The organism is Stutzerimonas sp. (assembly GCF_982611455.1).
Genome location: NZ_CEXBBO010000027.1, coordinates 17,593 through 41,512, shown reverse-complemented (window position 1 = coordinate 41,512; position 23,920 = coordinate 17,593). Strand labels below are relative to the sequence as shown.

Here is a 23,920-nt window from a genome sequence, read left to right as displayed (position 1 = left end):
GAATAGCTTTTGCGACGACCCCTGCGAACAGAGAGGAGCGCGATAGGGAGCTTTGGCGCTAATGGAGGGGGTTTTGGCGCGGCAATAGTTCAGCATTTCTCCGTGCACGGCCCGACTTTCCAAGGCCGGCCTTGAGTCGTCCAGCCAGGGCGCGTGGCATAGAGCGTCGTGGCCCTCTCGGCGTGCCCGACTATGCCGTCTTCGCGCACGTAGAAACCGGAGAAGGCAAGGACCACATTGAGTTCGTCGCGCCGCCAGGAGAACGATTGCGGGCTGTAGTTCCCCGGGCTCATCGCGCGATTGATGAATGATGAGATGGTTGCCGACATGGTGCCGGTTCTGTGCGCCGAGCAGCGCATTGAACAATCGCTTCCACTTGGTCATGCCGGGGGACGTATTGGTAACCTCGATTTCTTGCAGCAGCCGCTCGATCTGCATGCCGCTCTGGCCGCGCTCGGTAACGGCGAGCACGGCATGTGGCTTCAAGACGCTGTGAGCTGAGGGGCAATCGCGTCGCTAATGCCTGTCTCCCTCGTCAGCATCAGATGATCGCCTGCAAGCCCTTGTCGGCGATGACGTTGAGCAGCTTGAGGGCCGGCCCGGTGGGATGAGTGTCACCTTGCTCCCACTTGCGTACGGTCGAGGCCGATGTATGCAAATGAAGAGCGAACACCGGCTGGCTGAACTTCAAGGCTTCGCGCAGGCCTTTGATGTCGGCAGCGCTGAACTCCCGTACCGGTGGCGGGCAGATAGCGTCGAACTCGCGCATCGTTACCTTGCTGATTGCTCCCGCTTCGTGGAGCGCAGCTAAGTCGCCACGTAGGGATTCAATGATCTTGCTCACAATGCACCTCCAATAACACGCCTGACTGCAACGCCTTCGACAAGGCTCCGGCGGACAGTTCCAAGAGCACCTTGCCGGCGAATTGCAGCGCTTTCTTCTCGTCCTGCGTGATGTTCGCCTTGTCGCTCTTGGGAAACCCATGCAGGAACACATAGCGGCTGCCGACTCGGGCCGACAGCAAGGTGCGGTAGCCGCCGCTCTTGCCGCCGCCTGGACGCGCCACCCGTTTCTTATAGAGATGGCCGCCCAGGTCCCCGTCGATCAGGCCGCCTTCCATCTCCTTGACAGCCTTGCACAAGGCGGCGTCGGGTAGCTTCTCGTCCGCCTGCCACCGAGCAAATTCCTTTCGCTTGAAGATGCAGGTCATCTCCACCTCCAAACTATACCCGTAACGGGTATAGTTTTCCAAGTGTAGGCGCGCTGCGCGGATGGGGAAGGGCGGCGAGACGGAGACACCGCTTGGTACAGGTCACTGATCATATGGTTGCCTCTTTCGAGTTTTGGCTAGCACCGATAACCGTCTTGCGTCGGTTTGCCACCAGTTCGGCTGCCTTGCGCACCGGGTCGTCTTCGGTATGGACGTAGCGCATGAACATTGCCACGGTTTTGTGCGCAGTCAGCGCCATGCCAACCTTGACCGAGATACCGGAGTTGGCGATGTCGGTGGCCGAGCGATGACGGATGCCGTGGGTGCCCACTCTCGGCACACCGGCGCGATCGAGGATGCGCCGCCAAGCGTTGTAATAGGCGTGGGGGCTGAGCGGTTTGTCGCGGTTACGGGTCGCAGGGCAGACGTAGGGCGAATTGCCGTAGCGAGGCGCGTTTTCCAGTAGGCGGCGGGCTTCCATGCTCAAGGGTTTGGACATATCGCCGGTCTTGCTATCCGGCCAGACGACCCGGCTGTTGGGCAGGTCGAGCCAGTCCCATCGCAGCAACAGAACTTCTGACATGCGGGCTGCGAATTCGAACTGGAGGCGAATAGCCAGCAGGTAGGTCGGATGTTCCAGCTCCTCGGCCTCCGCCTTGTCCAGATAGGCAAACAGCTTGACCATTTGTTCGTCAGTGATAAGTCGGGTCGAGCCTTTCTCCGGGTACTTGGATACGTGACGGCATGGATTCGAGCCATCGGCGCGGTAGCCCCACAGCTCAGCCAAGTTGAACATTTTGCGCACGCAGGCCAGTACCCGATTGGCCTGCGTCGGGGATTTCTCCATGCACTTCATCAACGCCGTGATGTCGTGGCGCGTTACCTCGTGGGCCTTCTTGCTGCCGAAGGCTGGGACGATGTATCTGTCGATATGGTACCGGTAGCTATATTGCGTGCTCGGCTTGTTGCGCACCTTGGAGTGATCTTCCATGAATCGGTTGCAGAGTTCCTTAACCGTCGGCGCCCTGCGAGCCTCTGCCTTGTCGTGTCCGGGATCGCCGCCGCGCCGGACTTCGGCCAGCCAGTCCTGCGCCAGTGACCGGGCCTGTTCGACGGTCAGCTCGCCGAACTGACCGAGTGCCGGCTTGCGGCGCACGCCAGAGTTCGTGCGGTACTGAAGCATGAACACCTTTCGCCCGGTTGGTGTAACTTTGCACAAGAAGCCCGGAACGATCGTGTCCCGAAGCTCAACGTCGCAGGTTCGTGCTTGAGCCGTGGCAACAACGCTTTTTGTCAGCTTGATCTTCGCCATGATGTGCTCCTGAAAGCCCAATCCCAGGGGCCTGCTAGGAGCCAGGCGAAAGAGGATCGGGGCGGTTTGCGTAGCGCACCGGCATATGATCCAAAACGTGGGCTCTGCGGAAAACCTGCTGCAGCAAGCTGTATCCAAGCCGAGAGAATGCCCGGTGCGGAACGCATGCTGTCGCTTAAAATCCCTCATCCGAAAGGGTATGCGGGTTCGATTCCCGCTCCGGGCACCATGGACGTGTCTTGGTTCATTGTTTGCTGCACCTTGAAAACCGGCCTTTCGAGCCGGTTTTTTCGTATCTGGGTTAATTGAACGCTTCGGTTGCCACATGACCAATGGCAACCCGTCTACCTGAACGCAGTGGCCCGTCACTCCTCTTATCAGTACAGGGCAACCGAACAGAAAGAGGTGGACGATGAACGACCAGAGCGACGATCGGCAGCCGTTGGGCGAACCTCGCGCTAACAGCAACACTGACATCGGTGATGACGATGGCGTACTGATTCCGGGCTCTGCACCGCCGTTAAGTCCGGGACGCACGGACGTGAACCCAGATGATCAGCCGGGCGTCGACGAATTACCGGGAGATGGGCTTGAGGTGCCGCAGGCCAATGCTGACGACACTCCAGCCGAGCGTGAGACGCCTGATATCGATGTCGACAAGGCCGAGATGGACGACGCACCGAACCCGCGGTAGAGCCAGGCGCATTAAACCCGACACGCATCAACTCATGATCTTTATGTGGCACCGTCCTGCGTGTCTGGACCTATAGTTGCCGCGAGCTCATTTCAGCGTTTGCGAGAATCAAGGCTGCAGGGGGCCTCGTTCACATGCGTCGAGTCAGATTGCCACTCGTAAAATGTAGCGTTATCGCCGGACTGACGTGGTTTCTAACCGGTTGCAGCGGCATAGAAACGGTGCCGCTCGCAGACGGAATCGATGAATACGTGTTTGCGTGTACGAAGGATGCTGGACAGCCTGGCTGCGAGACCCAAGCGCGTGAAGTCTGCCAAGAGGGTTACGAAATCCTGAGCAGCGAAGAAGATTTCGATCGCAAGGAACTGCGTGTCCGTTGCGCGGAAACAAGGTAGCGATAGCTTATTTTTTGCCCGTCACCGAGTAACGGCTGTTGCTCGATGACGGGCAGGAACGACAGGTCTATTGCTCGGCGTCGAGCAGTTCTTGTGCCTGACCCAGAACCTCAAGCGATTGTTCGTGATTGCCAGCCTTATGCAGCTTTTCGCCTTCTGCGCGGAGCTCTTTCACTCTGGTCAGAGTTGCCGGATCGCTTGGTGGGTTGGCTTGCAGCTGTTCGTCGATCCTGGCCATATCCTGCGGGCAATGCATTGCCCAAAGTGGCGTACTGACGGCGATAGCTGCGATGAATAGCAATGTGCGGCGCATGATATTGGTCTCCCGATGAGGTGGCTCCACCAGTATAGGAGGCATCCGGAAGCTATGCGGATTTCTGACACCAGGTCGCCGAGCAGCCGATCTGTAAGGCTGCGGATAGTTATCGTACAACCGCTGGGCTATGATACGGGTTACTTCGCTTCATAGAGATCGATCTGCCCATGGAAAACCAGAGCGTCCAGCCTCGTATCCGCCGAAAGCACCGCAGCCTTGCCCAGGAGCTGGTGACAGAGCTGTCTCAGCAGATACGAGACGGCGTTATCAAGCGCGGCGACAAGCTGCCTACTGAGTCGGCAATCATGCAGGCTCAAGGCGTGAGCAGGACGGTTGTGCGGGAAGCGATTTCACGGCTGCAGGCGTCAGGTTTGGTCGAAACGCGCCATGGTATCGGCACTTTCGTGCTCGATACCCCCAGCACTACGGGCCTTCGCATCGACCCGGCAACCATTGGTACGCTGCGCGACGTGTTGTCGATACTCGAATTGCGTATCAGCCTTGAGGTCGAGTCGGCCGGATTAGCGGCGATGCGTCGTTCGGCCGAGCAACTGGCGGCAATGCGAGCCTTTCTGGATTCGCTGCAACAGAGCACAGCGCTTTCCAGCGAGGCGGCGGTGTCTGATTTCCAGTTCCATTTGCAGATCGCCGAGGCGACCGGCAATCGCTATTTCACTGACATCATGAATCATCTGGGCACAGCGATCATTCCGCGTAGCCGGCTCAATTCGGCGCGCCTGGCCCATGATGATCAACCTCATTATCAGCAGCGCCTCGGTCGTGAGCATGAGCAGATCTACGACGCCATTGCCCGCCAGGATGCGGAGTCTGCCCGCGCCGCGATGCGGTTGCATCTGACCAACAGTCGCGAGCGGCTGCGCCAAGCGCACGAAGAGGCTGAAACTGACAAGGTCGAGTGAACATCTGCCCCGGTTCATGACTGTGACGCATACTGCAGCGAGCGGCTCGTGGGGTAGCGGCGCTGTGCCGGGCTCATGGAAGTGTCCAAGTCGGTAATTAACTGCTCCTCGAACGCCAAACAAACGCTTTCCTAACCCCATCCGGCAGCTCAAGCGTTCCGTCGTGGTAGCGACTTGGCTGAAACGACAAGGTCGACGTTGCGCCAAGACCGCTATTCTCAGCGGGCCGAGCGCCAAGCCGCTTGTTCCTCTCGCCTCAATGCCTGCGGTAAGCCAGCAGAACGATACCGCTGACCACGATCAGGCCGCCCAGGACCTGCCAGGGCCCGAGCAGCTGGCCGAGCACAAGCCAGCCCAAAAGCATGCCAGCGACCGGCTCCACGTTCATTACAGGCGCATTGCGTGCGATATTCAGGCGCGGCATGCAGATGAAGAGCGTTGAAAAAGCCGCCCCATAGAGCAATACCAAGCATCCCAGGGCGATCCAGCCAGCGCTTGCGCTGGGCAGGCTCAGGCCACCCGGTATTAGGTCACTGGCGCCGAGCAGGGCGGAGGTGCCGAATACGACGATCAGCGTCAGCATGCTACGCACCGAACCGGCCATCTTCGATAGCTTGTGCTCGGTAACCCACAGTGCGATAGCGAATACCACGGCCGCGGTCAGGCTGAACAGGATGCCAGCGACCCACTGACCATCCGGCGCCTCGCTGCTGATCAGGCGTGCCGGGACGTCCAGCACGAGCACCAAGCCGAACAGGATCATGCCCATGATCGCCAGCGCCTGGCGGGTCGGCCTTGGGCCGCCTAGCAGCCAGGTCAGCAGCGCCAGCATGATAGGCGACAGATTCACCACCAGCAGAGCCAGCGCCACGGGAATGCGCGCCACGGCCGAATAGATGCAGAAGCTCTGTACCGCGATCAGCAGGCCGAGCAGGGTCTGCCAGCGCCAGGTGGCGCCGCTCAGGCGCAGGGATTCGCGCCGCCAGAAGACCAGCGCGCCCAATGCCAGCAGGGTCACCCCGGCACGGCAGAGCATGGCCAGCAGCAGGCCGGTGTCATGATCGAAGGCAATCCGGGCGGCGATATGGTTGCCTGCGAACGAGCAGGCCAGGGTGGCCAAAACCAGTACGGCGATATGGCGTGGGAATGGAGCGGCAGTTTGCATGGGGGTCAATCCTGTCCTGGGCGGAATCTGTTCCGTTCGGCCTGTACCTACGTGGCACCAGTGGCTTTTAAATGTTTATGGTTGGCGGGCTTGCAAAGAAAAACGCCGCCCGGGTGGGCGGCGTCCTTGTTCGTGCGATGAGACCGTCAGAGCACCATGCTTGGCAACCAGAGCGAGATCGCAGGGATGTAGGTCACGGCCATCAGAACCAGGAACAGAGCGCCGTAGAAGGGCAGCAGCGCCTTGACGGTATTTTCGATGGTCACCTTGCCAACCGCAGCACCAACGAACAATACCGCACCTACCGGTGGTGTTATCAGTCCAATTCCGAGGTTGACCAGCATGATCATGCCGAAGTGTACGGGGTCCACACCGATGCCTGTAATTACCGGCATCAGGATCGGCGTCAGGATCAGAATCAGCGGCGCCATATCCATCAGTGTGCCCAACACCAGCAGCATCATGTTGATGCACATGAGGATCACGTAACGGTTGTCCGACAGCGTGAGGAACATCGTGGTGATCTTTGACGGGATTTGCATCAGCGTCATGATGTAGCCGAAGCTCCCGGCGAAGGCGATCAGGATCATCACCACCGATAGCGTGCGGACTGTGCGGTGCAGCAACTTGGGCAGTTCGCGCCACTTATAGTCGCGGTAGATGAACATGGTCACGAAGAACGCCCAGACGACGGCGATCGAGGCGGACTCAGTGGCGGTGAACACGCCGGAGAGGATGCCGCCAAGAATGATGACCATCGTCATCAGGCCCCAGAGTGCTTCAACACAGATCTTCAGCGCTTGCTTGAGCGGGACGACTTCGCCTTTGGGGTAATTGCGCACCCGAGCGAAGATCAAACACATGGTCATCATCACCGCGCTTAGCAGCAGTCCCGGACCGATGCCGGCAATGAATAGCGATGAAATAGAGACAGTGCCGCCTGCAGCCAGCGAATACAGCACCGAGTTATGGCTGGGCGGCGTCAGAAGTGCCTGGACCGAACCGCTGACCGTAACCGCCGTGGAGAACTCGCGCGGGTAGCCTTTTTTCTCCATTTCCGGAATCAGCACCGAACCCACCGAAGCGGTGTCCGCCAGTGACGAACCGGAGATGGCGCCGAAGAACGTGGAGGCCATGATATTGACCAGGGACAGGCCACCCCGTACGAAGCCGACCAGCACGGCGGCGAAGGCAACCAGCCGCCGCGACATGCCGCCTTCGGCCATGATGGCGCCGGCCAGCACGAAGAAGGGGATCGCCAGCAGCGAGAATTTGTTAACACCACCGACGACTTGAATCATTATCGCGTCGAATGGAATATCGATCCACCAAGCACCGATCAAGGCAGAGAGGCCAAGGGCGTAGGCCACCGGGACGCGCAGAAGAAACAGGACGGCAAAGCTGCCGAGAAGAATCAGGGCATCCATTTACACCGCCTCCTTACTGTCTTCGACCAGCTCATAATTAACTGCACGTCTGTGGCTCTGGTCGCCGAAAATCAATCGCTCGAGGACGAATAGGAAGGTGATTGCACCCCCGATCGGGACGGGGGAATAGGTAATGCCGACGCGCAGCGTAGGAAGGGTGCTCATGAACTGGTTCCAGGTCGCGATACACAGCTTGGTGCCCCAGATAGCCATGAACAGGCAGATAATGCCCATCAGGATTTGAACAAGCAGCTCGACGTGACGGTGCATGTGCTCAGGTAAGCGGTCGACGAACATAGCTACCGCCATATGTGCTCCGGCTCGATAGCTAGCCGCCGCACCGATAAATGTAAAAATCACCATCAGCAAAATGGCAACGGGCTCAGGCCATCCGGCTCCGGTGCCAAGCACGTAGCGCGCGAATATCCCCCAAGGGATGATCAAGGACATGACCACAATGGCCATTCCCGCGACCCAAACACAGGTCATGTAGATCGCGTCATTGACGCGCAGCAGCGTGTTTTTCATCAGACTTCACCGCAAGCGTGGCGACGGACGTAGGCCCGCCGCCACGAGGTTTTTCAGAAAGAACGAATTACTGGACGGCTTCGATACGCTTGATCAGTTCGGCGTAAGGCGCGCCGTACTTCTCGCGTACCGGAGCGGTAGCGTCGTAGAAGGGCTTTTTGTCCACTTCGATGAAGTTGACGCCTTCGGCCTTGAGCTTGGCTACGCTGCTGGCGGTCTTCTCGTCCCACAGCTTGCGCTCTTCCATCTGCGCTTCCTTGGCGTACTTCTTGACGATCTCCTGCTGCTCAGGGGTGAGCTTGTTCCAGGTCGTCTTGGAGATCACGATGGGCTCGGGCAGGATCAGGTGCCCGGTCAGCGAGTAGTTCTTGGCGGCGCGGAAGTGGTTGTGCTCGAGCATGGTTGGCGGGTTGTTCTCGGCACCGTCGACCACACCGGTCTGCAGCGCACTGAAGATTTCGCCGGTATTCATCGCCACGCCCTGTGCGCCCATGGCATTCAGGGTGTCGATGAACAGCGGGTTGCCCATCACACGAATTTTCATGCCCTTGAGGTCTTCAAGATTGTGCACCGGCTCTTTGGTATAGAGGTTGCGCACGCCGCCGTCCATCCATGCCAGGCCGACCATGTTGAATTCGGAATTGGTGATCTTGTCGAGGATTTCCTGACCGATCTCCCCGTCGATGACCTTACGCATGTGGTCATGGTCACGGAACACGAAGGGCATATTGAAAGCGTTCACGTCCGGAACGACCGGGCCGAGCGTGCCCAGGCTGACGCGCGTCATCTGCACCGCACCGATCTGTACTTGCTCGACGACTTCTTTTTCGGAGCCAAGCACGCCGCCCGAGAACATGCGGAACTTGAGCTCACCGTTGGTGGCCTCTTCGATTTTCTGCCCCATGTGTTCCTGCGCCACGACGGTCGGGTAACCGGCCGGGTGGATCTCGGCAATCTTCAACGTCATGGCAGCGTGCGCCGCGCTCGACATGCAGAAAGCGAAGGGAAGTGCCGCGATGAGCAATTTGCGTTTGAAGTTCATGTGTATCTCCATCTTGTTGTTGTTGGTGTGCAGCGTTGGAGCGTCAAGGCCAGGTAAATGCAAGCCTGTCCTTGGCAGGTGAAGCGTCAGCGAAAGCGAGGTTCCTCCAGTCCGGCAACACCGGGTCGCAGGGCGAACACACCGCCCGCTAACGGCTGATCGGAGAGATCGCCGCCTGGCCGAATGGATGTGACGAACAGGGTGTCGAGGCCAGCGCCACCAAAGGCGCACATGGCTGGCTTCTTCACCGGCACTTGCAGCGAACGGTCAAGGCGGCCGTCTGGCGTGAAGCGGTGGATCAGGCCGGCGTCGTTGCCGCAGATCCAATAGCAGCCGTCGACGTCCACTGCGGCACCGTCTGGGCGACCGGCATATTGATTCATGTCGACGAACAGCCGGCGATTGCTCGGGGTGCCGCTGTCGATGTCGTAATCAAATGCCCAGATGCATTGCACGCTGGGATGCGAGTCGGAGAGATACATCGTTCGGCCGTCCGGGCTGAAGCCCAGCCCGTTGGGCACGATGAAGTCATTTAGCTGCGCGCCGAGCGAACCGTCGCTGGCCGAACCATCGAACTGGTACAGCGCGCCAGCCGGGATGCCGGCGGCCATATCCATGACCATGGTTCCAGCCCAGAAGCGACCCTGCCGGTCGCAGCGGCCATCGTTGAAACGCATGTTGCCGTGGTCATGCCGCACGTCGGCGAGGCGGGTTGCGCTAAGTGTGCCGTCGACCTGCGGGACGATATCGAAAATGCCGTCTTCCATGCCTGCGACCCAGCGATTGTCTTCGCCCTCGCGGCGAGCGATGCAGGCGATCATCTGCTCGGCGGTCCAGCGGGTTACCTTGGCATCCGACGCCTGCCAGCGCAGCAGTTGGCGGTTGGGAATATCGACCCAGTACAGCGCTTGCTCATGCGCAACCCAGACCGGGCTTTCCCCGGTCGCGTTCTGCGCATCGACTATCAGTTCTGCTTGGTTTGCCATGGCGATTCTCTTGTTGTTCTTCGCGGCGTGGCTGGAGATCAGTCGTCGAAGGGACCTGCCTCGACAAAGGCGCCGCCCTGGTAAATCGCCGCTGGGTCGTTGGCGGAGTAGGGCGGCTGGGCTTCGACTTTGTCGCGGAACACTTCGGAACTATCCTTGGGTTCGAAGCCCAGGCGCGCCGCCATGTGGTTGTCCCACCAAACGTCGCGGTTCGCCGAAGCACCGTACACCACGGTATGTCCGACATCAGGGGTGAACAACGAGCGGCCAATCAGGTCGGTCAGGTCGCGATAGCTGAGCCAGGTGAACATCATTCGGCGGTTGAGCGGCTCAGGGAAGGAGGAGCCGATGCGGATGCTCACGGTTTCGATGCCGTAGCGATCGAAGTAGAAGCTCGCCATGTCTTCACCGTAGGACTTTGACAGGCCGTAATAGCCATCCGGACGGCGCTCGGCGCTGGCGTCGATGGTCTCGGTCTGCTTGTAGAAACCGATGACGTGATTGGAGCTGGCAAAAATCACGCGCTTGATGCCGTGCTTGCGTGCGGCTTCGTAGATATGAAATACGCCGCGGATATTGCCTTCGAGAATTTCTTCGAAAGGCCGCTCGACTGATACGCCGCCGAAGTGCGCGATCGCATCGACGCCTTCACAGAGGGCATGTACAGCAGCTTTGTCTGCAAGATTGCACTGCACTACTTCTTCGTATTCGCCAGCAGCAGGTTCCATGGCGGCGATATCGGAGAGGCGAATGATCTTGGCATAGGGGCGAAGCGTTTCACGTAATACCTTGCCCAGTCCTCCTGCGGCGCCTGTCAGCAGGAGGCGATTGAAGGGTGTGTGAGCGGTCGTCGTGCTTGTCATTGTGGTCTGCCCGTCGCTTATTGTTTTGATGTCATCGGTTGTCGGATGACTTGAGTGGATTATTTCTGCCACCCTTCAACTTTGTCAACCCGCGCGGCGATCTTCTTGCTGTTGCCCAGGAGGGTTGCCAGGGGTGGAGAAACCTTGTGTCCCCTCTGTATCTAGCATTCTGCCTGGAGCCGCAAGCTTCAGAGGCGCTTTCTAAGCGTCACGCTATCGGGCGGCGCCTGGCAATTACATACCACTAAAGTCGAGTAGGACTCTTGCCTCATAAAAGGGGCGGCGTAACGGATCATATGCCTGAGGTTGTATGATGACCATTCTGCGCGTAGGGTGTTTTCCAGGCGTGCCATACGCACAGGCTCCAAGGCTGGGACCTGCCGCCACGAAGCTATCGGCGAACCCGCGTGGCACGGATCCGTGACGTCTGGATGCCGGCTAGGAGCTGATCGTCCGTGACAGTGCCTGATGTTTTTCAGAGCTTGAATGCAGTCACCATAGGCTGAATCGGGCTGTCACTTTTTCGAAGGCCTGTGATTGCGCGTCATGGTTCGCTCGAGCAGGTCGTTGAGTTCTATCACCAGGAGGTTTTATGAATGACAAGCCTGCCATGATCTGTGCTGATGACGACCGTATCGCCTGGCTGCGCCTGCGCTCGGTTGCACTGCCGCTAGCCAACCCTATCAGCGATGCAAAGGTGCTTACCGGCCGACAGAAGCCGATGACCGAGATCGCCATTCTGATAGCCGAGATCGAAACCCGCGACGGCCACCAGGGGCTGGGTTTCAGCTATTCCAAGCGCGCCGGTGGTGCCGGACATTTTGCCCATGCCTTGGAGGTTGCGCCCAACCTGATCGGTGAGAACCCCAGCGATATTTCCAAGCTGTGGGACAAACTGTGCTGGGCTGGCGCTTCGGTGGGTCGCAGCGGCTTGGCCACCCAGGCCATCGGCGCTTTCGACGTCGCCCTGTGGGACCTCAAAGCACGCCGTGCCGGGTTGTCACTGGCGCGTTTGCTCGGCGCTCAGCGCGATTCGGTGCGCTGTTACAACACCTCTGGCGGTTTTTTGCATACGCCGCTGGATCAGCTGTTAAAGAACACCGATCTGTCGCGAGAGAAAGGTATCGGCGGTATCAAGCTCAAAGTCGGTCAGCCCGACTGGGCGCTGGACCTGCATCGGGTCGGTGCGGTGCGCCAGCACTTGGGCGAGGCGTTCCCGCTGATGGTCGATGCCAACCAGCAATGGGACCGGCCGACTGCCCGCCGTATGTGTCGGCGCCTGGAGCCGTTCGATCTGGCGTGGATCGAGGAGCCGCTGGACTGCTACGACGCCGAGGGGCACGCCGAGCTGGTGCGCCAGTTCGATACGCCGATCGCCACCGGCGAGATGCTCACCAGCCCGGCTGAGCACTGGGAATTCATTCGCCAGCGTGCTGCTGATTTCTTGATGCCGGATGCTCCGCGCGTGGGCGGTATCACCCCCTATATGCGGATACAGACCTTGGCCGAGCAGGCCGGCATGACCCTGGCGCCGCACTTCGCCATGGAGCTGCACGTGCACTTGGCGGCGACCCATATTCACGAGCCTTGGGTCGAGCATTTCGAATGGCTGGAGCCGTTGTTCGAGGAGCGCCTGGAGATTCGCGACGGGCGCATGCAGGTGCCAAGCCGGCCCGGTCTGGGGTTGAGCCTGAGCGAACGGGTAGCCGGCTGGACGGTGCAGCAGGCTGAGGTGGGTCAGCGCGTCTGAGTGGTTTCGCTGGCCGAGTGGCGCACCGCATCGCGAAGCGCGGCAACGGCGGGATTGTCGTTGTCTTCGCGCCAGACCAGGTGCAGCTCGCTGTGCACTCCCATTGGCAGTTCGAGAGATCGCCAGCGCACTCGCTCGAAGCTCACCGCACTGGCGCTGCGCGGCACTAGCGCCAGACCCATGTCGGCGTTGACCAAGGACAGGATGGTCAGGGTAGTGCCGAGCGACTGCACATAGTCCGGTTGCACGCCGCTGGAGCGGAACATGCCGGTGAGCAGTTCGTTGAACGGCTGCCAGGCCGCATGCGAGTAAATAATGAACGGTTGGCCATGCAAGGCAGCAAGTCCAAGCGGTTCCTGCGTTGCCAGCGGGTGCTCGCAGGGCACGGCCAGAATGAAGGGTTCGCGCACCAGACATTCGTTGATCAGCCCTGGCTGATTCAGAGGTGCGCGCACGATCGCCAAGTCGATGCGTCGGGTATGCAGGGCTTGCAGTTGGTCAAAGGTCGTCATTTCCTGCAAGGCAATTTGCACACCGGGGCGGTCGCGCCTGGCCTGTGCCACCACCCGAGGCAGAAAGTCGTAAACCGCGCTGGCGACGAAGCCGATGCTCACAGTCCCGCTTTCCCCCAAAGCAATCAGGCGTGCAGTCTGTGCCGCCCGGTGGGCCTGTTCGAGCAGTGCCTGAGCTTCGACGAAGAAGGCGCGACCCGCGGCCGTCAATACCACCGTGCGGGTGCTGCGGTTGAACAGGGCAACGCCCAACTGATGCTCCAGCAGCTGAATTTGCCGGCTCAACGGCGGCTGAGTCATATGCAGGCGCTCGGCGGCGCGACGGAAGTTCAGTTCTGCGGCCAGCGCGGTGAAGCAGCGCAGTTGGGCTAAGTCGAACATTGATCCATTTCCGGTATCAATCGAGTGGCTGATTAGATTAGACCTGTATCAATCTAGCCGTCCATCATGCCGTTCCGGCCTTGCAGCGCCTGTTCTGGAGAAGCACATGATGAATCCGTACATCCCTGACCGCATCACTTGGATTGGCCTGCGCTTGGTAGAGTTGCCGCTGTCGCAGGCGGTGAGTGACGCCAAGGTGGCGACCGGACGACAGAAACCGCTCGAGTCGGTCAGCCTGCTGTTTGCAGAGATCGAAACCAGCCAGGGGCATTCCGGCCTTGGGTTCAGTTACAGCCTGCGTACAGGTGGGCCGGCGCAATACGCTCATGCCCGGGAGATTGCGCCGCTGCTGATCGGTGAGGACCCCAACGACATCGCCCGACTCTGGAGCAAGATGATCTGGGCCAGCGCGTCGGTCGGGCGTGGCGGCGTCGCCGCACAGGCGATCGCAGCTATCGACACGGCGCTATGGGATCTCAAGGCACGGCGTGCCGCGCTGCCGCTATCCAAGTTCCTGGGCGCGCGTCGCAGTGCGGTACCTTGTTACAACACGTCGGGCGGTTACCTGCAGGCGTCTATCGAGGAGATTGTCGACAAGGCGACCCAATCGCGGGAGCGGGGTATCGGCGGCATAAAGATGAAGGTCGGTCAGCCCGATCGGCGAGCGGACCTTCAACGCGTCGACGCCTTGCGCAAGCATCTGGGCGATGAGGTCCCGCTGATGGTCGACGTCAATCAGCAATGGGACCGGATCACCGCGTTGCGCATGGGGCGTGAGCTGGAGCAATACCAGTTGGAGTGGATCGAGGAGCCGCTGGACGCTCATGATGTGGTCGGGCATGCCGCGCTCGCCGCTCAGCTGGACACGCCGGTGGGCACCGGTGAAATGCTCACCAGCGCCGCCGAAGCGCTGGGCTATGTCGATAGCGGCGCGGTAGATGTCATCATGCACGATGCTCCGCGGCTGGGCGGCATTACGCCATTCCTCAAGGTCGCGAATGCAGCGGAGCAGCGCGGCATGATCATGGCCCCGCACTTCGTCATGGAGATTCATCTGCATCTGGCCGCTGCCTACGAACATCAGACGTGGGTCGAGCACTTCGAGTGGCTAGAGCCGGCTTTCAACGAGCGGCTGGAGATACGTGACGGGCAGATGATCGTGCCGGACCGTCCCGGATTGGGGCTGAGCCTGCATGAGCAGATTGCGGGCTGGACGCAGGCACGGTGCGAAATCGGCAAGCGCCCCTGAACGAACGACCGCGCCAAAGGCGCGGTCAGTGATCGAACGAGGCGCCCAATCGCAGCAACGAGCGGGCGTTTCGCGTTTAGGTGCTCTGTAATTTGGCTATGACACTTTTGCGGTGACGCAGCGCACTGACCAGATGCCAGCCCACCGAGGCCAACGCCAGGAACAGGAAGCTGGCCGAGATCGGGTTGGTGAGAAAGCCCATAAAATGACCATCCGACAGCATCAGGCCGCGGCGCAGATTGGTTTCCGCCATAGGCCCCAAGATGAAGCCGATGATGAAGGGCGCCGCAGGCATCCCGCCTTTGACGAATCCGTAACCGATCAGACCGAACAACAATATCGTCCAGACATCGAACACACGGCTGCTCAGGCCGAACGCACCCACCACGCACAGCACCAAGATGATCGGCAACAGAATGTGCTTGGGTACCTCCAGTAGCTTGATGAAAATCCGCAGTCCATAGAACTCCATCAGCAACATCATCACCGATGCCAGAATCAGCGCAGCGAAGATGGTGTAGACCAGCGGGCCCTGGCTGATGAACAGCAGCGGTCCGGGTTGGATGCCATGAATCATGAAGCCGCCGAGCAGAATCGCGGTGACGGTGTCGCCCGGAATGCCGAGGGTCATCAGCGGGATCATGGCGCTGCCAATGCCGGCATTGTTGGCGGTTTCGCTGGCGACCACGCCCTCGGGGGCACCCTTGCCGAATAGCTCGGGATGCTTCGAGCGTTTCTTCGCAACGATGTAGGAGACGATGTTAGAGGTGCCTGCGCCAATACCCGGCAGAATGCCGATACCGATACCGATCAGGCCCGAACGGAACGCATTGGGGAGCTGGCCGACGAATTCCTTCATGGAGAAGCCGAAGCCCTTGACGTTCTTCGTGCTCACCGAGGCGATCTTGCTCTTGTGCGCTGCGCGGCCGGTTTCGGCGATCTTGATCACTTCCGCTACCGCGAACATACCGATCATCACCGTGAGCATGGCGAAGCCGCCATTGAGGCTGGGTGAATCGAAGGTGAAACGGCGGATCGCATCGACCGGCGCGATGCCCACGGTGGAGAATGCGAAACCCAGTACGCCGGCATAGATGCCTTTGAGCAGCGAGCCCGTCGACAGCGTCGCGATCAACGTCAGCGAGAAAATCGCGATAGCGAAGTATTCATGCGGCCCGAAGCGCAACGCGACTTTGGCCAGCCAGGGTGCAATGGAAAGCAGGGCGACGATGCTGAAAATGGTGCCGAGAAAGGAGAACACCACGCCCAGCCCGAGGGCCTTCATGCCTTCGCCCTTTTCCATCATCGGTCCGCCATCGAACGTCGTGGCGATGGAGGCGGGAGTCCCTGGGATCTTCAACAGAATCGCCGAAATCAGGCCACCCGACGTGGCGCCAACGAACAACGCGACCAGCAGCGACAGCCCGGCAGCGGGGCCCATCGTGTAGGTGAGTGGCAGACAGAGCGCGATGGCCATCGTCGCCGACAATCCCGGTACCGCGCCGAAGACGATGCCGACCGCCACGCCAAGGGTGATCAGAATGAAAATATAGGGCGAGAATACGGCGCCGAAACCGGTCTGAAAAAGTTCGATCATGATCCGTCTCCTAGAATTTCAAAAAGCCGGTCGGGAGCATCAGATCGAAGCCCTGGCGGAAGGTGACGAAAATGAAGGCCGATGACACCACCGCGATAACGATATAAGCGATGTGGTTGATCTTGCGCTCGCGGGGCGTGATCACGATGAACTGTGCATACAGATAGAGCACTGTCATGAGCGGGAAGCCGACCTTCTGCAGCAGGGCGACGTACACGGCGATCAGTCCCAGCGTTTTGAACACGGTGGGGTAGTCCGGCGGTGTGTTGTCGGACGGCTCGGCGTCCACGTCTGGATCAGCCGGAGGTTGAATCGCTTTGGTCGCAGTCACCAGCTGCAGCACGCCAAGCAGACACAGCCCGATCGACAGCACATAGGGAACGGTAGAAGCGTCAATGAAGCCTTTGCGCGGAAGGTTGATGGTCAGGAACAGGTAGAACAGGCCGGCGCCCAGCATCAGGGCTCCGACCAGTAACTCCTTTCTCTTGTAGGTATCCATGGGACGGCTCTCGATTCAGAAGAAAGGCTGCCGGGCGCAGCGACTGCGCCCGGCAATGTGTCGCAGGCTTACTTGCTCTGGCGCAGATCGTCCTTGTATTCCATGAACTGCTCACGGGTGTTCTTCAGGCGGTCGATGGAAGCATCGGTACCGAAGTAGCTGACCGGTTGCTTGAAGGTCTTGCGCAGCTCTTCCTCGTACTCAGGCGTCTCGGTGATCTGCTTCACGATGCCTGCCATCTTTTCGATGATCGCCGGATCGGTGCCGTCCGGAAACGCCACTACGTAAGGCTTCTCCATGACGAAGTCGACGCCTTGCTCTTTGAAGGTCGGTACGTCGCCGAGTAGTGGGTTGCGTTCGTCGTTGGGCTGGCCGAGGGCGACCATCTCGCCGCTGGTGACGTAATCCTGAACCGAGCCGTAGCTGATCGCGGCGAGGTCGATACGGTTACCCAGCAGAGCGACAACTTTCTCGGATACCGTGCCGGCATCGACCATCTTCAGCTTGGTGTCGGTCAACCCTTCGAACATCAGGCCCTGCAGGTGCGAGTAGCTACCCATCTCGGTGCCATAGGTCACGCTGCTCGGTTCGGCCTTGGATTTCGAGATCAGGTCTTTCAGCGAAGTAAGCCCCGATTCCTTCGATGCGACGAACACGGTGCCTTTGTCCACGCCGGCGATGCAGCAGATATCGAAGGCATCGAGGCTGTCTTCGGTCAGTCCCGCCACTTCGTTGACGATTAGCTGCCCAGTGTGGGTGAAGAGGATGGTGTTGCCGTCAGGATCGGCCTGCTTAACCTGCTCGGCAGCCAGGGTGCCGCCGCCACCGGCGACGTTGGTAATGACCATCGCTTCGCCGGTGATCTTGGTGAAGTACTTGGCCATGGTGCGGGCGTTGAAGTCGGTATCACCGCCAGCGTTGGCAATGACCACGACTTGTACCGGGCGAGTGGGCCATTCGGTCTCAGCGGCAAACGCGCTGCTGACGGCAGTTGCCAATACAGCGGACACAAGGGAGGCGCAAATTGCTTTTTTCATTGTTAAGTCTCTCTCGGTGGTTGGGGTTGCGGCGCTTCGTTTTATCGTTCTGGTTGTAGCTCACGTTTGATGTTAGGGACGACCCAGGCTGGGTTGCTTGGGATCGTATTTCCAGCCAGGGACCAGGTACTGCATGGCCATGGCATCGTCTCGGGCGCCGGTGGCGACCTTGTTGTAAAGCTCGTGCGCGGTAGCGATTCGATCCATGTCCGGTTCGATGCCGAGGCCGGGCTTGTTCGGTACCTGCACCTCGCCGCCAACGATCTGCAGCGGTTCGCGGGTCAGGCGCTCCTGGCCTTCTTGCCAGATCCAATGGGTGTCGATGGCGGTGATGTTGCCCGGCGCGGCGGCCGCGGCATGGGTGAACATCGCCAGCGAGACGTCGAAGTGGTTGTTCGAATGCGAACCCCAGGTCAGGCCGAACTGCTCGCACATCTGCGCCAGCCGTACCGAGCCTTGCATGGTCCAGAAATGCGGGTCGGCCAGCGGGATGTCGACTGCCTCTAGGCGCAGCGAATGACCCATCTGCCGCCAGTCGGTGGCGACCATGTTGGTGGCGGTCGGAATGCCAGTGGCGCGCTTGAACTCGGCCATGATCTCGCGGCCGGAGTAGCCGTTTTCCGGTCCGCAAGGATCTTCGGCGTAGGACAGGACGTGCCCTTGGCCTTTGCACAACTCGACGGCCTCGGCCAGCGACCATGCGCCGTTAGGGTCCAGCGTGACGCGTGAATCCGGGAAGCGCGCCTTGATGCCGGCAATCGCCTGCATCTCTTCGCTGCCGCGCATCACGCCGCCCTTGAGTTTGAAGTCCTTGAATCCGTAGCGCGCCGTGGCGGCTTCGGCAAGCCGTACGATGGAGGCTGGGGTGACTGCTTGCTGATGGCGGAGGTGGTACCAGTCATCGGCCGAACCGGTACCGGCCAGATAGGGCAGGTCGGTGCGAGTGCGATCACCTATATAGAAGAGATACGCCAGCATCGGCACGCTATTGCGCTGCTGGCCGCTGCCGAGCAGCTCCGCCACAGGCACGTCGAGATGCTGGCCGAGCAGATCGAGGAGGGCGGCCTCGACCGCAGTGATGACGTTGTCCAGCCGCAGGTTGATCTCGTGCGGTTGCTTCAGCACGGCGGCTTCCGCTTCAGACGTGACCTCATGCTGAGTAGCCTGCGGACCCTTCGCCGAGCCGCCGGCGATGGCGCGGCGCAACGCATTCAGTACACCGTTGTAGCGACCTATCGGCTGGCCAATCACCAGACCCTTGGTACGTTCGAGCGCTTGGCGGATGCCTTCGCCGCCCGGCACTTCACCGATGCCGGTGCGCCCGGCGCTGTCCTTCAGAATGACCAGGTTACGAGTGAAATAAGGGGCATGAGCGCCGCAGAGGTTGAGCAGCATGCTGTCATAGCCCGCTACCGGTATGACTTGCATCTCCTTTACTACCGGTGTCGCCGTCTTTGCATCTAGCATCTGCTGTCTTGCTCCTGCTTATTGTTGTGAGCGAGGGTTGTCAGTTGCGCGGCATGGACAGGGCGGCCAGCGCCCTTTTTGCCGTAGTAGTGAAAAAGTCGCGCTGCCTTGAACCTCGGATGGAAGGATGCTGTAGGCGTGTTTGTATTCTGAGGATGCGGCTTATGTAGCCTTGGTACTGTTCGATGCGGGCGACAGAGTTCATCGAGACGGGCGCAAACGCATGATGGCTCACCTGCATGGGCGCACAGAGCGAGTAGGGTTTGCGCTGCGGGGCGCAAGTAAAGCGCGGAAAAATCATGGCTTTTTAGCTCTGGTTGTTTTGCTGTCATACGTTGTCGTATGACTAGGTGGAATTTTTATCAGTGGCGATGGTGGATGTCAAATGACTAATGTATGGAAATCGCCCTGTATGACCGTCTGGTAATGATCTTGTTTCGCTTCTTGTCCTGAATCAGTTCGCCAGTATTTATTAGAAGGGCGTTTCGATGCTTTGTAGGCATGGCCATCTGTTGACGAGAAAATCTTGAACAAAACAGGTGGCATCTCTCAATGTTGTACGATAACGTATCTACAAGGCTGCGGCCCTATTTCCATATACCGATAGCTTCACAGGATGCTCGAACAATGAACCCACAAGAACTGAAGGCCATCCTCTCTTCTGGTCTGCTGTCTTTCCCGGTCACCGATTTTGACCAACAGGGCGACTTCAGCCGTGCCGGCTATATCAAGCGACTGGAATGGTTGGCGCCCTATGGCGCAACGGCGCTTTTCGCCGCGGGCGGCACTGGCGAGTTCTTCTCGCTGACACCTCAGGAATATCCGGATGTCATCAAGACCGCCGTCGATACCTGCGCAGGCCAAGTGCCGATTCTTGCTGGCGTCGGCGGCCCGACCCGTCAGGCCATCGCCTACGCACAGGAAGCCGAGCGTCTGGGTGCGAAGGGCTTGCTTTTGCTGCCGCATTACCTGACTGAAGCCAGTCAGGAAGGCGTTGCCAGGCATGTCGAAGAAGTCTGCAAATCGGTCAACATCGGCGTTGTGGTCTATAACCGCAACGTCTGCCGTCTGACCGCGCCGCTGCTTGAGCAACTGGCCGAGCGTTGCCCGAATCTAGTGGGCTACAAGGACGGTCTGGGTGACATCGAGCTGATGGTTTCCATTCGCCGTCGCCTCGGCGAGCGCCTGACCTACCTGGGCGGCCTGCCCACCGCCGAAGTCTACGCAGCCGCCTACAAGGCGCTCGGCGTCCCGGTTTATTCGTCGGCCGTGTTCAACTTCATTCCCAAGACGGCAATGGATTTCTACAAGGCTATTGCCCGTGACGACCACGAGACCGTTGGCAAGCTGATCGACGATTTCTTCCTGCCGTACCTCGACATCCGCAACCGTCGCAAGGGTTACGCGGTCAGCATCGTCAAGGCCGGTGCACGCATCGCTGGCTATGACGCCGGCCCGGTACGTGCGCCGCTGACCGATCTGTTGCCTGACGAATACGAAGCGCTCGCCGCGCTGATCAAGAAGCAAGGCGGCCAATAACGGTCCGGCCCGACCTATCACTCGCCCCAACCGCCGAGATGCAGGTGGCCGTCCCTTCGGACGCGCCTCTGCCGGCGGACATCACGAAGGAGAGAGTCCCGTGGCAGACGCACAACGTTACGACAACTACATCGATGGCCAGTGGGTAGCTGGCAAGAACTACCAGGCCAATATCAATCCGTCCGACCTTTCGGATGTGGTCGGTGAATACGCCCAGGCTGATGCCACGCAGGTTGAAGCCGCCATCGCCGCCGCCCGCAAGGCATTCCCCGCTTGGTCGACTTCCGGCATTCAGGCACGCGCCGATGCGCTGGAGAAAGTCGGTCTGGAAATCCTTGCTCGTCGCGAAGAACTCGGAGCGCTGCTGGCCCGTGAAGAAGGCAAGACCCTGCCCGAAGCGATCGGCGAAGTCGCTCGCGCTGGCAACATCTTCAAATACTTTGCCGGCGAATGCCTGCGCCAGGCCGGCGAGACGTTGCAATCCGTGCGTCCGGGCGTGAGCGTCGAAGTCACTCGCGAGCCGCTGGGCGTCATTGGCCTGATCACACCCTGGAACTTCCCGATCGCCATTCCGGCGTGGAAGATTGCTCCGGCGCTGGCCTACGGCAACTGCGTGGTGATCAAACCGGCTGATCTGGTTCCGGGCTGCGCCTGGGCGATCGCCGAGATCATTTCCCGCTCCGGCTTCCCCGCTGGCGTGTTCAACCTGGTGATGGGCAAGGGCCGTGAAGTCGGCGAAGCCATCGTCAACGACAAGCGCGTCGACGGCGTCAGCTTCACCGGCTCGGTAGGCGTTGGCCGCGGCATCGCCAACACCTGCGTCAACCGTGGTGCCAAAGTACAGCTGGAGATGGGCGGCAAGAATCCGCAGATCATCCTGGATGACGCCGACCTTAACGTAGCCGTCGAACTCGCTACCCAGAGCGCGTTCTACTCCACCGGCCAGCGCTGCACGGCGTCCAGCCGGATCATCGTGACCGAAGGCATCTACGATCGCTTCGTCGAGGCCATGATCGAGCGGATCAAGAAAATCAAGGTCGGCTCGGCACTGGAAAAGGGCGTCGATGTCGGCCCCGTGGTTTCTCAGGCGCAGCTGGATCAGGACCTGAGTTACATCGCGCTCGGCAAGGAAGAGGGTGCACGCCTCGCCTGCGGCGGCGAACGTGTCAGCTGCGGCACCGAAGGCTACTACCTGGCTCCAACACTGTTTGTCGACAGCACAGCCGACATGCGCATCAGCCGTGAGGAAATCTTCGGTCCGGTGGCCAACGTGGTTCGCGTCAAGGACTACGACGAAGCGCTGGCGATGGCCAACGACACCGAGTTCGGTCTGTCGGCGGGCATCTGCACCACCTCGCTGAAGCACGCCAGCCACTTCAAGCGCCACTCACAGGCGGGCATGGTGATGGTCAACCTGCCGACCGCAGGTGTCGATTACCACGTGCCGTTCGGCGGTCGCAAAGGGTCGTCTTACGGTCCGCGCGAGCAGGGGCGCTATGCGCAGGAGTTCTACACCACGGTGAAGACTACCTACATCGGCTGATTAGAGCTGCGCTCGGCATACGGCGCGATTCGGCGAATTCGACCGGATCGTGCCTTCAGCCGGCTCGTTACGTTTTTCCGCAGTCGTTCCATAAGAACAGTCGGACCATAAGAACAATAGAGAGAGGCGTATGAACAACCCAGTGCATCAAGGCGCTCCGGTAATTACCGAACTACAAGTGGTTCCGGTCGCCGGTCAGGACAGCATGCTGCTCAATCTGAGTGGCGCACATGGTCCGTATTTCACCCGCAACATCCTCATTCTCAAGGACAGCGCCGGCAATACAGGTGTCGGCGAAGTCCCCGGTGGCGAGTCGATTCGTCAGACGCTTGAAGACGCTCGCGCCATCCTCGTTGGCCAGTCGGTCGGCAACTACAACGGCCTGCTGAATCAGGCGCGCAAGGCGTTCGCCGATCGTGACTCCGGTGGCCGCGGCCTGCAGACCTTTGATCTGCGCATTGCCATCCACGCCATTACCGCGCTGGAATCGGCCATGCTCGACCTGCTCGGCCAGCACCTCGGCGTGCCGGTTGCAGCACTGCTCGGTGACGGCCAACAGCGCGACGAAGTCGAGATGCTCGGCTACCTGTTCTATATCGCCGACCGCAACAAGACCGACCTCGGTTACCGCGACGAATCGAGCGATTCGGACGATTGGTTCCGCGTGCGCAACGAAGAAGCGCTGACGCCGGAGACGGTCGTGCGTCAGGCCGAAGCCGCCTACGCGCGTTATGGCTTCAAAGACTTCAAACTCAAAGGCGGCGTGCTGCAGGGCAGCGAAGAGGTCAAGGCGATCCGTGCGCTGGCTGAGCGCTTTCCCGATGCACGCATCACCCTCGACCCCAACGGGGCCTGGTCGTTGGCCGAAGCCATCGATCTGTGCAAGGACCTCCACGGCGTGCTGGCCTACGCCGAAGATCCCTGCGGCGCCGAGAACGGTTATTCCGGGCGTGAAGTGATGGCTGAGTTCCGCCGCGCCACGGGGCTACCGACCGCCACCAACATGATCGCCACCGACTGGCGGCAGATGGGTCACACGATCCAACTGCAGTCCGTGGACATTCCGCTTGCCGATCCACACTTCTGGACCATGAGCGGTTCGGTGCGCGTGGCTCAGATGTGCCATGACTGGGGCCTGACCTGGGGCTCGCATTCCAACAACCACTTCGACATTTCGCTGGCGATGTTCACTCACGTCGCAGCCGCCGCACCGGGCAAGATCACTGCGATCGATACCCACTGGATCTGGCAGGACGGTCAATATCTGACCCGTGAGCCGCTGCAGATCGTGGGCGGTAAAGTCGCCGTACCGGCGAAGCCGGGGCTGGGTGTTGAGCTGGATCGGGATGCGCTGCAAAAGGCTCACGAGCTGTACCTTGAAAAAGGCCTGGGCGCACGTGACGACGCCATCGCCATGCAGTACCTGATCGCCGAATGGACGTTCAACAACAAGCGGCCATGCATGGTGCGTTGATTCACCCTACCGT

General features: G+C 60.1%; 24 protein-coding genes. 8 read left to right on the top strand and 16 right to left on the bottom strand.

Going from position 1 to position 23,920, the window contains the following annotated elements; genetic code table 11:
* Nucleotides 1-89: 89 nt before the first annotated feature.
* Nucleotides 90-329 carry a hypothetical protein gene (locus tag AC2LD7_RS15965; protein WP_484598712.1) on the bottom strand — a complete coding sequence of 80 codons (240 nt, stop codon included), beginning with the start codon at nucleotides 327-329 and terminating at the stop codon, nucleotides 90-92.
* On the opposite strand from AC2LD7_RS15965, the gene AC2LD7_RS15960 reads away from it, so the two are divergent.
* A complete protein-coding gene (locus AC2LD7_RS15960; RefSeq protein WP_484598711.1) occupies nucleotides 316-501 on the top strand; it encodes a hypothetical protein in 186 nt (61 codons plus the stop codon). The genes AC2LD7_RS15965 and AC2LD7_RS15960 overlap by 14 nt on opposite strands.
* A gap of 40 nt (nucleotides 502-541) precedes the next feature.
* Here AC2LD7_RS15960 and AC2LD7_RS15955 read toward each other — a convergent pair whose 3' ends face one another.
* The 3 genes from AC2LD7_RS15955 to AC2LD7_RS15945 all read right to left on the bottom strand — a co-directional run bounded on the left by AC2LD7_RS15955 (nucleotide 542) and on the right by AC2LD7_RS15945 (nucleotide 2,523).
* Nucleotides 542-844: a helix-turn-helix domain-containing protein gene (locus AC2LD7_RS15955; protein WP_484598710.1), complete on the bottom strand. Its 303-nt coding sequence runs from the start codon at nucleotides 842-844 to the stop codon at nucleotides 542-544.
* Nucleotides 828-1,211: a type II toxin-antitoxin system RelE/ParE family toxin gene (locus AC2LD7_RS15950; protein ID WP_484598709.1), complete on the bottom strand. Its 384-nt coding sequence runs from the start codon at nucleotides 1,209-1,211 to the stop codon at nucleotides 828-830. Before AC2LD7_RS15950 ends, AC2LD7_RS15955 begins: the two co-directional genes overlap by 17 nt.
* A gap of 109 nt (nucleotides 1,212-1,320) precedes the next feature.
* Nucleotides 1,321-2,523 (bottom strand): tyrosine-type recombinase/integrase, encoded by a 1,203-nt coding sequence (locus tag AC2LD7_RS15945; protein WP_484598708.1) that lies wholly within the window; start codon nucleotides 2,521-2,523, stop codon nucleotides 1,321-1,323.
* A gap of 412 nt (nucleotides 2,524-2,935) precedes the next feature.
* On the opposite strand from AC2LD7_RS15945, the gene AC2LD7_RS15940 reads away from it, so the two are divergent.
* A complete protein-coding gene (locus AC2LD7_RS15940; protein WP_484598707.1) occupies nucleotides 2,936-3,217 on the top strand; it encodes a hypothetical protein in 282 nt (93 codons plus the stop codon).
* A gap of 462 nt (nucleotides 3,218-3,679) precedes the next feature.
* Here AC2LD7_RS15940 and AC2LD7_RS15935 read toward each other — a convergent pair whose 3' ends face one another.
* Nucleotides 3,680-3,925 (bottom strand): hypothetical protein, encoded by a 246-nt coding sequence (locus AC2LD7_RS15935; protein WP_484598706.1) that lies wholly within the window; start codon nucleotides 3,923-3,925, stop codon nucleotides 3,680-3,682.
* A 170-nt stretch (nucleotides 3,926-4,095) separates the two neighbouring features.
* Here AC2LD7_RS15935 and AC2LD7_RS15930 point away from each other — a divergent pair, with 170 nt between their 5' ends.
* Nucleotides 4,096-4,848 (top strand): FadR/GntR family transcriptional regulator, encoded by a 753-nt coding sequence (locus AC2LD7_RS15930; RefSeq protein ID WP_484598705.1) that lies wholly within the window; start codon nucleotides 4,096-4,098, stop codon nucleotides 4,846-4,848.
* Nucleotides 4,849-5,104: 256 nt separating this feature from the next.
* Here the strand turns inward: AC2LD7_RS15930 and AC2LD7_RS15925 are convergent, their stop codons facing one another.
* From AC2LD7_RS15925 to AC2LD7_RS15900, 6 genes are all read right to left on the bottom strand, one after another.
* Complete coding sequence (locus AC2LD7_RS15925) at nucleotides 5,105-6,013, bottom strand: EamA family transporter (RefSeq protein ID WP_484598704.1); 909 nt, start codon at nucleotides 6,011-6,013, stop codon at nucleotides 5,105-5,107.
* Nucleotides 6,014-6,159: 146 nt separating this feature from the next.
* A complete protein-coding gene (locus AC2LD7_RS15920; protein WP_484598703.1) occupies nucleotides 6,160-7,440 on the bottom strand; it encodes a TRAP transporter large permease in 1,281 nt (426 codons plus the stop codon).
* Complete coding sequence (locus AC2LD7_RS15915) at nucleotides 7,441-7,968, bottom strand: TRAP transporter small permease (RefSeq protein ID WP_484598702.1); 528 nt, start codon at nucleotides 7,966-7,968, stop codon at nucleotides 7,441-7,443. It abuts the gene before it with no gap.
* Between the two features lie 67 nt (nucleotides 7,969-8,035).
* Nucleotides 8,036-9,010: a TRAP transporter substrate-binding protein gene (locus AC2LD7_RS15910; RefSeq protein ID WP_484598701.1), complete on the bottom strand. Its 975-nt coding sequence runs from the start codon at nucleotides 9,008-9,010 to the stop codon at nucleotides 8,036-8,038.
* Nucleotides 9,011-9,096: 86 nt separating this feature from the next.
* The gene (locus AC2LD7_RS15905) at nucleotides 9,097-9,996 is read right to left on the bottom strand and encodes an SMP-30/gluconolactonase/LRE family protein (protein ID WP_484598700.1); all 900 of its coding nucleotides are present in this window, start codon (nucleotides 9,994-9,996) and stop codon (nucleotides 9,097-9,099) included.
* 38 nt (nucleotides 9,997-10,034) lie between these two features.
* Nucleotides 10,035-10,859: an NAD-dependent epimerase/dehydratase family protein gene (locus AC2LD7_RS15900; RefSeq protein ID WP_484598699.1), complete on the bottom strand. Its 825-nt coding sequence runs from the start codon at nucleotides 10,857-10,859 to the stop codon at nucleotides 10,035-10,037.
* Between the two features lie 592 nt (nucleotides 10,860-11,451).
* On the opposite strand from AC2LD7_RS15900, the gene AC2LD7_RS15895 reads away from it, so the two are divergent.
* Nucleotides 11,452-12,609 (top strand): L-talarate/galactarate dehydratase, encoded by a 1,158-nt coding sequence (locus AC2LD7_RS15895; RefSeq protein WP_484598698.1) that lies wholly within the window; start codon nucleotides 11,452-11,454, stop codon nucleotides 12,607-12,609.
* Here the strand turns inward: AC2LD7_RS15895 and AC2LD7_RS15890 are convergent.
* Complete coding sequence (locus tag AC2LD7_RS15890) at nucleotides 12,597-13,502, bottom strand: LysR substrate-binding domain-containing protein (RefSeq protein WP_484598697.1); 906 nt, start codon at nucleotides 13,500-13,502, stop codon at nucleotides 12,597-12,599. The two genes, AC2LD7_RS15895 and AC2LD7_RS15890, sit on opposite strands and share 13 nt — an antisense overlap.
* 106 nt (nucleotides 13,503-13,608) lie before the next feature.
* On the opposite strand from AC2LD7_RS15890, the gene AC2LD7_RS15885 reads away from it, so the two are divergent.
* Nucleotides 13,609-14,751 (top strand): L-talarate/galactarate dehydratase, encoded by a 1,143-nt coding sequence (locus tag AC2LD7_RS15885; protein WP_484598696.1) that lies wholly within the window; start codon nucleotides 13,609-13,611, stop codon nucleotides 14,749-14,751.
* A gap of 76 nt (nucleotides 14,752-14,827) precedes the next feature.
* Here AC2LD7_RS15885 and AC2LD7_RS15880 read toward each other — a convergent pair whose 3' ends face one another.
* The 4 genes from AC2LD7_RS15880 to AC2LD7_RS15865 all read right to left on the bottom strand — a co-directional run bounded on the left by AC2LD7_RS15880 (nucleotide 14,828) and on the right by AC2LD7_RS15865 (nucleotide 19,351).
* On the bottom strand, nucleotides 14,828-16,348 hold the full coding sequence (locus AC2LD7_RS15880; RefSeq protein ID WP_484598695.1) for a tripartite tricarboxylate transporter permease: 1,521 nt from the start codon (nucleotides 16,346-16,348) through the stop codon (nucleotides 14,828-14,830).
* 10 nt (nucleotides 16,349-16,358) lie between these two features.
* A complete protein-coding gene (locus AC2LD7_RS15875) occupies nucleotides 16,359-16,847 on the bottom strand; it encodes a tripartite tricarboxylate transporter TctB family protein (protein WP_484598694.1) in 489 nt (162 codons plus the stop codon).
* 68 nt (nucleotides 16,848-16,915) lie between these two features.
* Nucleotides 16,916-17,884, bottom strand: coding sequence for a tripartite tricarboxylate transporter substrate binding protein (locus AC2LD7_RS15870; protein ID WP_484598693.1), 969 nt, complete (start codon nucleotides 17,882-17,884; stop codon nucleotides 16,916-16,918).
* 72 nt (nucleotides 17,885-17,956) lie between these two features.
* Entirely contained in the window at nucleotides 17,957-19,351 is a 1,395-nt protein-coding gene (locus AC2LD7_RS15865) for an enolase C-terminal domain-like protein (protein ID WP_484598692.1), read from the bottom strand.
* A gap of 627 nt (nucleotides 19,352-19,978) precedes the next feature.
* Here AC2LD7_RS15865 and kdgD point away from each other — a divergent pair.
* The 3 genes from kdgD (at nucleotide 19,979) to gudD (ending at nucleotide 23,907) form a co-directional block, all read left to right on the top strand.
* On the top strand, nucleotides 19,979-20,890 hold the full coding sequence (gene kdgD / locus AC2LD7_RS15860; RefSeq protein ID WP_484598691.1) for a 5-dehydro-4-deoxyglucarate dehydratase: 912 nt from the start codon (nucleotides 19,979-19,981) through the stop codon (nucleotides 20,888-20,890).
* Between the two features lie 100 nt (nucleotides 20,891-20,990).
* A complete protein-coding gene (locus tag AC2LD7_RS15855) occupies nucleotides 20,991-22,433 on the top strand; it encodes an aldehyde dehydrogenase family protein (RefSeq protein ID WP_484598690.1) in 1,443 nt (480 codons plus the stop codon).
* Nucleotides 22,434-22,563: 130 nt separating this feature from the next.
* Entirely contained in the window at nucleotides 22,564-23,907 is a 1,344-nt protein-coding gene (gene gudD, locus AC2LD7_RS15850; RefSeq protein WP_484598689.1) for a glucarate dehydratase, read from the top strand.
* Nucleotides 23,908-23,920: the final 13 nt, after the last annotated feature.

Bases quoted from the DNA above. Each gene is read 5' to 3' on its own strand.
- AC2LD7_RS15930 (WP_484598705.1), top strand. From the start codon at position 4,096: ATGGAAAACCAGAGCGTCCAGCCTCGTATCCGCCGAAAGCACCGCAGC.
- AC2LD7_RS15950 (WP_484598709.1), bottom strand. From the start codon at position 1,211: ATGACCTGCATCTTCAAGCGAAAGGAATTTGCTCGGTGGCAGGCGGAC.
- AC2LD7_RS15965 (WP_484598712.1), bottom strand. From the start codon at position 329: ATGTCGGCAACCATCTCATCATTCATCAATCGCGCGATGAGCCCGGGG.
- AC2LD7_RS15915 (WP_484598702.1), bottom strand. From the start codon at position 7,968: ATGAAAAACACGCTGCTGCGCGTCAATGACGCGATCTACATGACCTGT.
- kdgD (WP_484598691.1), top strand. From the start codon at position 19,979: ATGAACCCACAAGAACTGAAGGCCATCCTCTCTTCTGGTCTGCTGTCT.
- AC2LD7_RS15945 (WP_484598708.1), bottom strand. From the start codon at position 2,523: ATGGCGAAGATCAAGCTGACAAAAAGCGTTGTTGCCACGGCTCAAGCA.
- AC2LD7_RS15880 (WP_484598695.1), bottom strand. From the start codon at position 16,348: ATGATCGAACTTTTTCAGACCGGTTTCGGCGCCGTATTCTCGCCCTAT.
- AC2LD7_RS15905 (WP_484598700.1), bottom strand. From the start codon at position 9,996: ATGGCAAACCAAGCAGAACTGATAGTCGATGCGCAGAACGCGACCGGG.
- AC2LD7_RS15865 (WP_484598692.1), bottom strand. From the start codon at position 19,351: ATGCTAGATGCAAAGACGGCGACACCGGTAGTAAAGGAGATGCAAGTC.
- AC2LD7_RS15870 (WP_484598693.1), bottom strand. From the start codon at position 17,884: ATGAAAAAAGCAATTTGCGCCTCCCTTGTGTCCGCTGTATTGGCAACT.
- AC2LD7_RS15960 (WP_484598711.1), top strand. From the start codon at position 316: ATGGTTGCCGACATGGTGCCGGTTCTGTGCGCCGAGCAGCGCATTGAA.
- AC2LD7_RS15920 (WP_484598703.1), bottom strand. From the start codon at position 7,440: ATGGATGCCCTGATTCTTCTCGGCAGCTTTGCCGTCCTGTTTCTTCTG.
- AC2LD7_RS15935 (WP_484598706.1), bottom strand. From the start codon at position 3,925: ATGCGCCGCACATTGCTATTCATCGCAGCTATCGCCGTCAGTACGCCA.
- AC2LD7_RS15940 (WP_484598707.1), top strand. From the start codon at position 2,936: ATGAACGACCAGAGCGACGATCGGCAGCCGTTGGGCGAACCTCGCGCT.
- gudD (WP_484598689.1), top strand. From the start codon at position 22,564: ATGAACAACCCAGTGCATCAAGGCGCTCCGGTAATTACCGAACTACAA.
- AC2LD7_RS15890 (WP_484598697.1), bottom strand. From the start codon at position 13,502: ATGTTCGACTTAGCCCAACTGCGCTGCTTCACCGCGCTGGCCGCAGAA.
- AC2LD7_RS15875 (WP_484598694.1), bottom strand. From the start codon at position 16,847: ATGGATACCTACAAGAGAAAGGAGTTACTGGTCGGAGCCCTGATGCTG.
- AC2LD7_RS15910 (WP_484598701.1), bottom strand. From the start codon at position 9,010: ATGAACTTCAAACGCAAATTGCTCATCGCGGCACTTCCCTTCGCTTTC.
- AC2LD7_RS15885 (WP_484598696.1), top strand. From the start codon at position 13,609: ATGATGAATCCGTACATCCCTGACCGCATCACTTGGATTGGCCTGCGC.
- AC2LD7_RS15900 (WP_484598699.1), bottom strand. From the start codon at position 10,859: ATGACAAGCACGACGACCGCTCACACACCCTTCAATCGCCTCCTGCTG.
- AC2LD7_RS15925 (WP_484598704.1), bottom strand. From the start codon at position 6,013: ATGCAAACTGCCGCTCCATTCCCACGCCATATCGCCGTACTGGTTTTG.
- AC2LD7_RS15895 (WP_484598698.1), top strand. From the start codon at position 11,452: ATGAATGACAAGCCTGCCATGATCTGTGCTGATGACGACCGTATCGCC.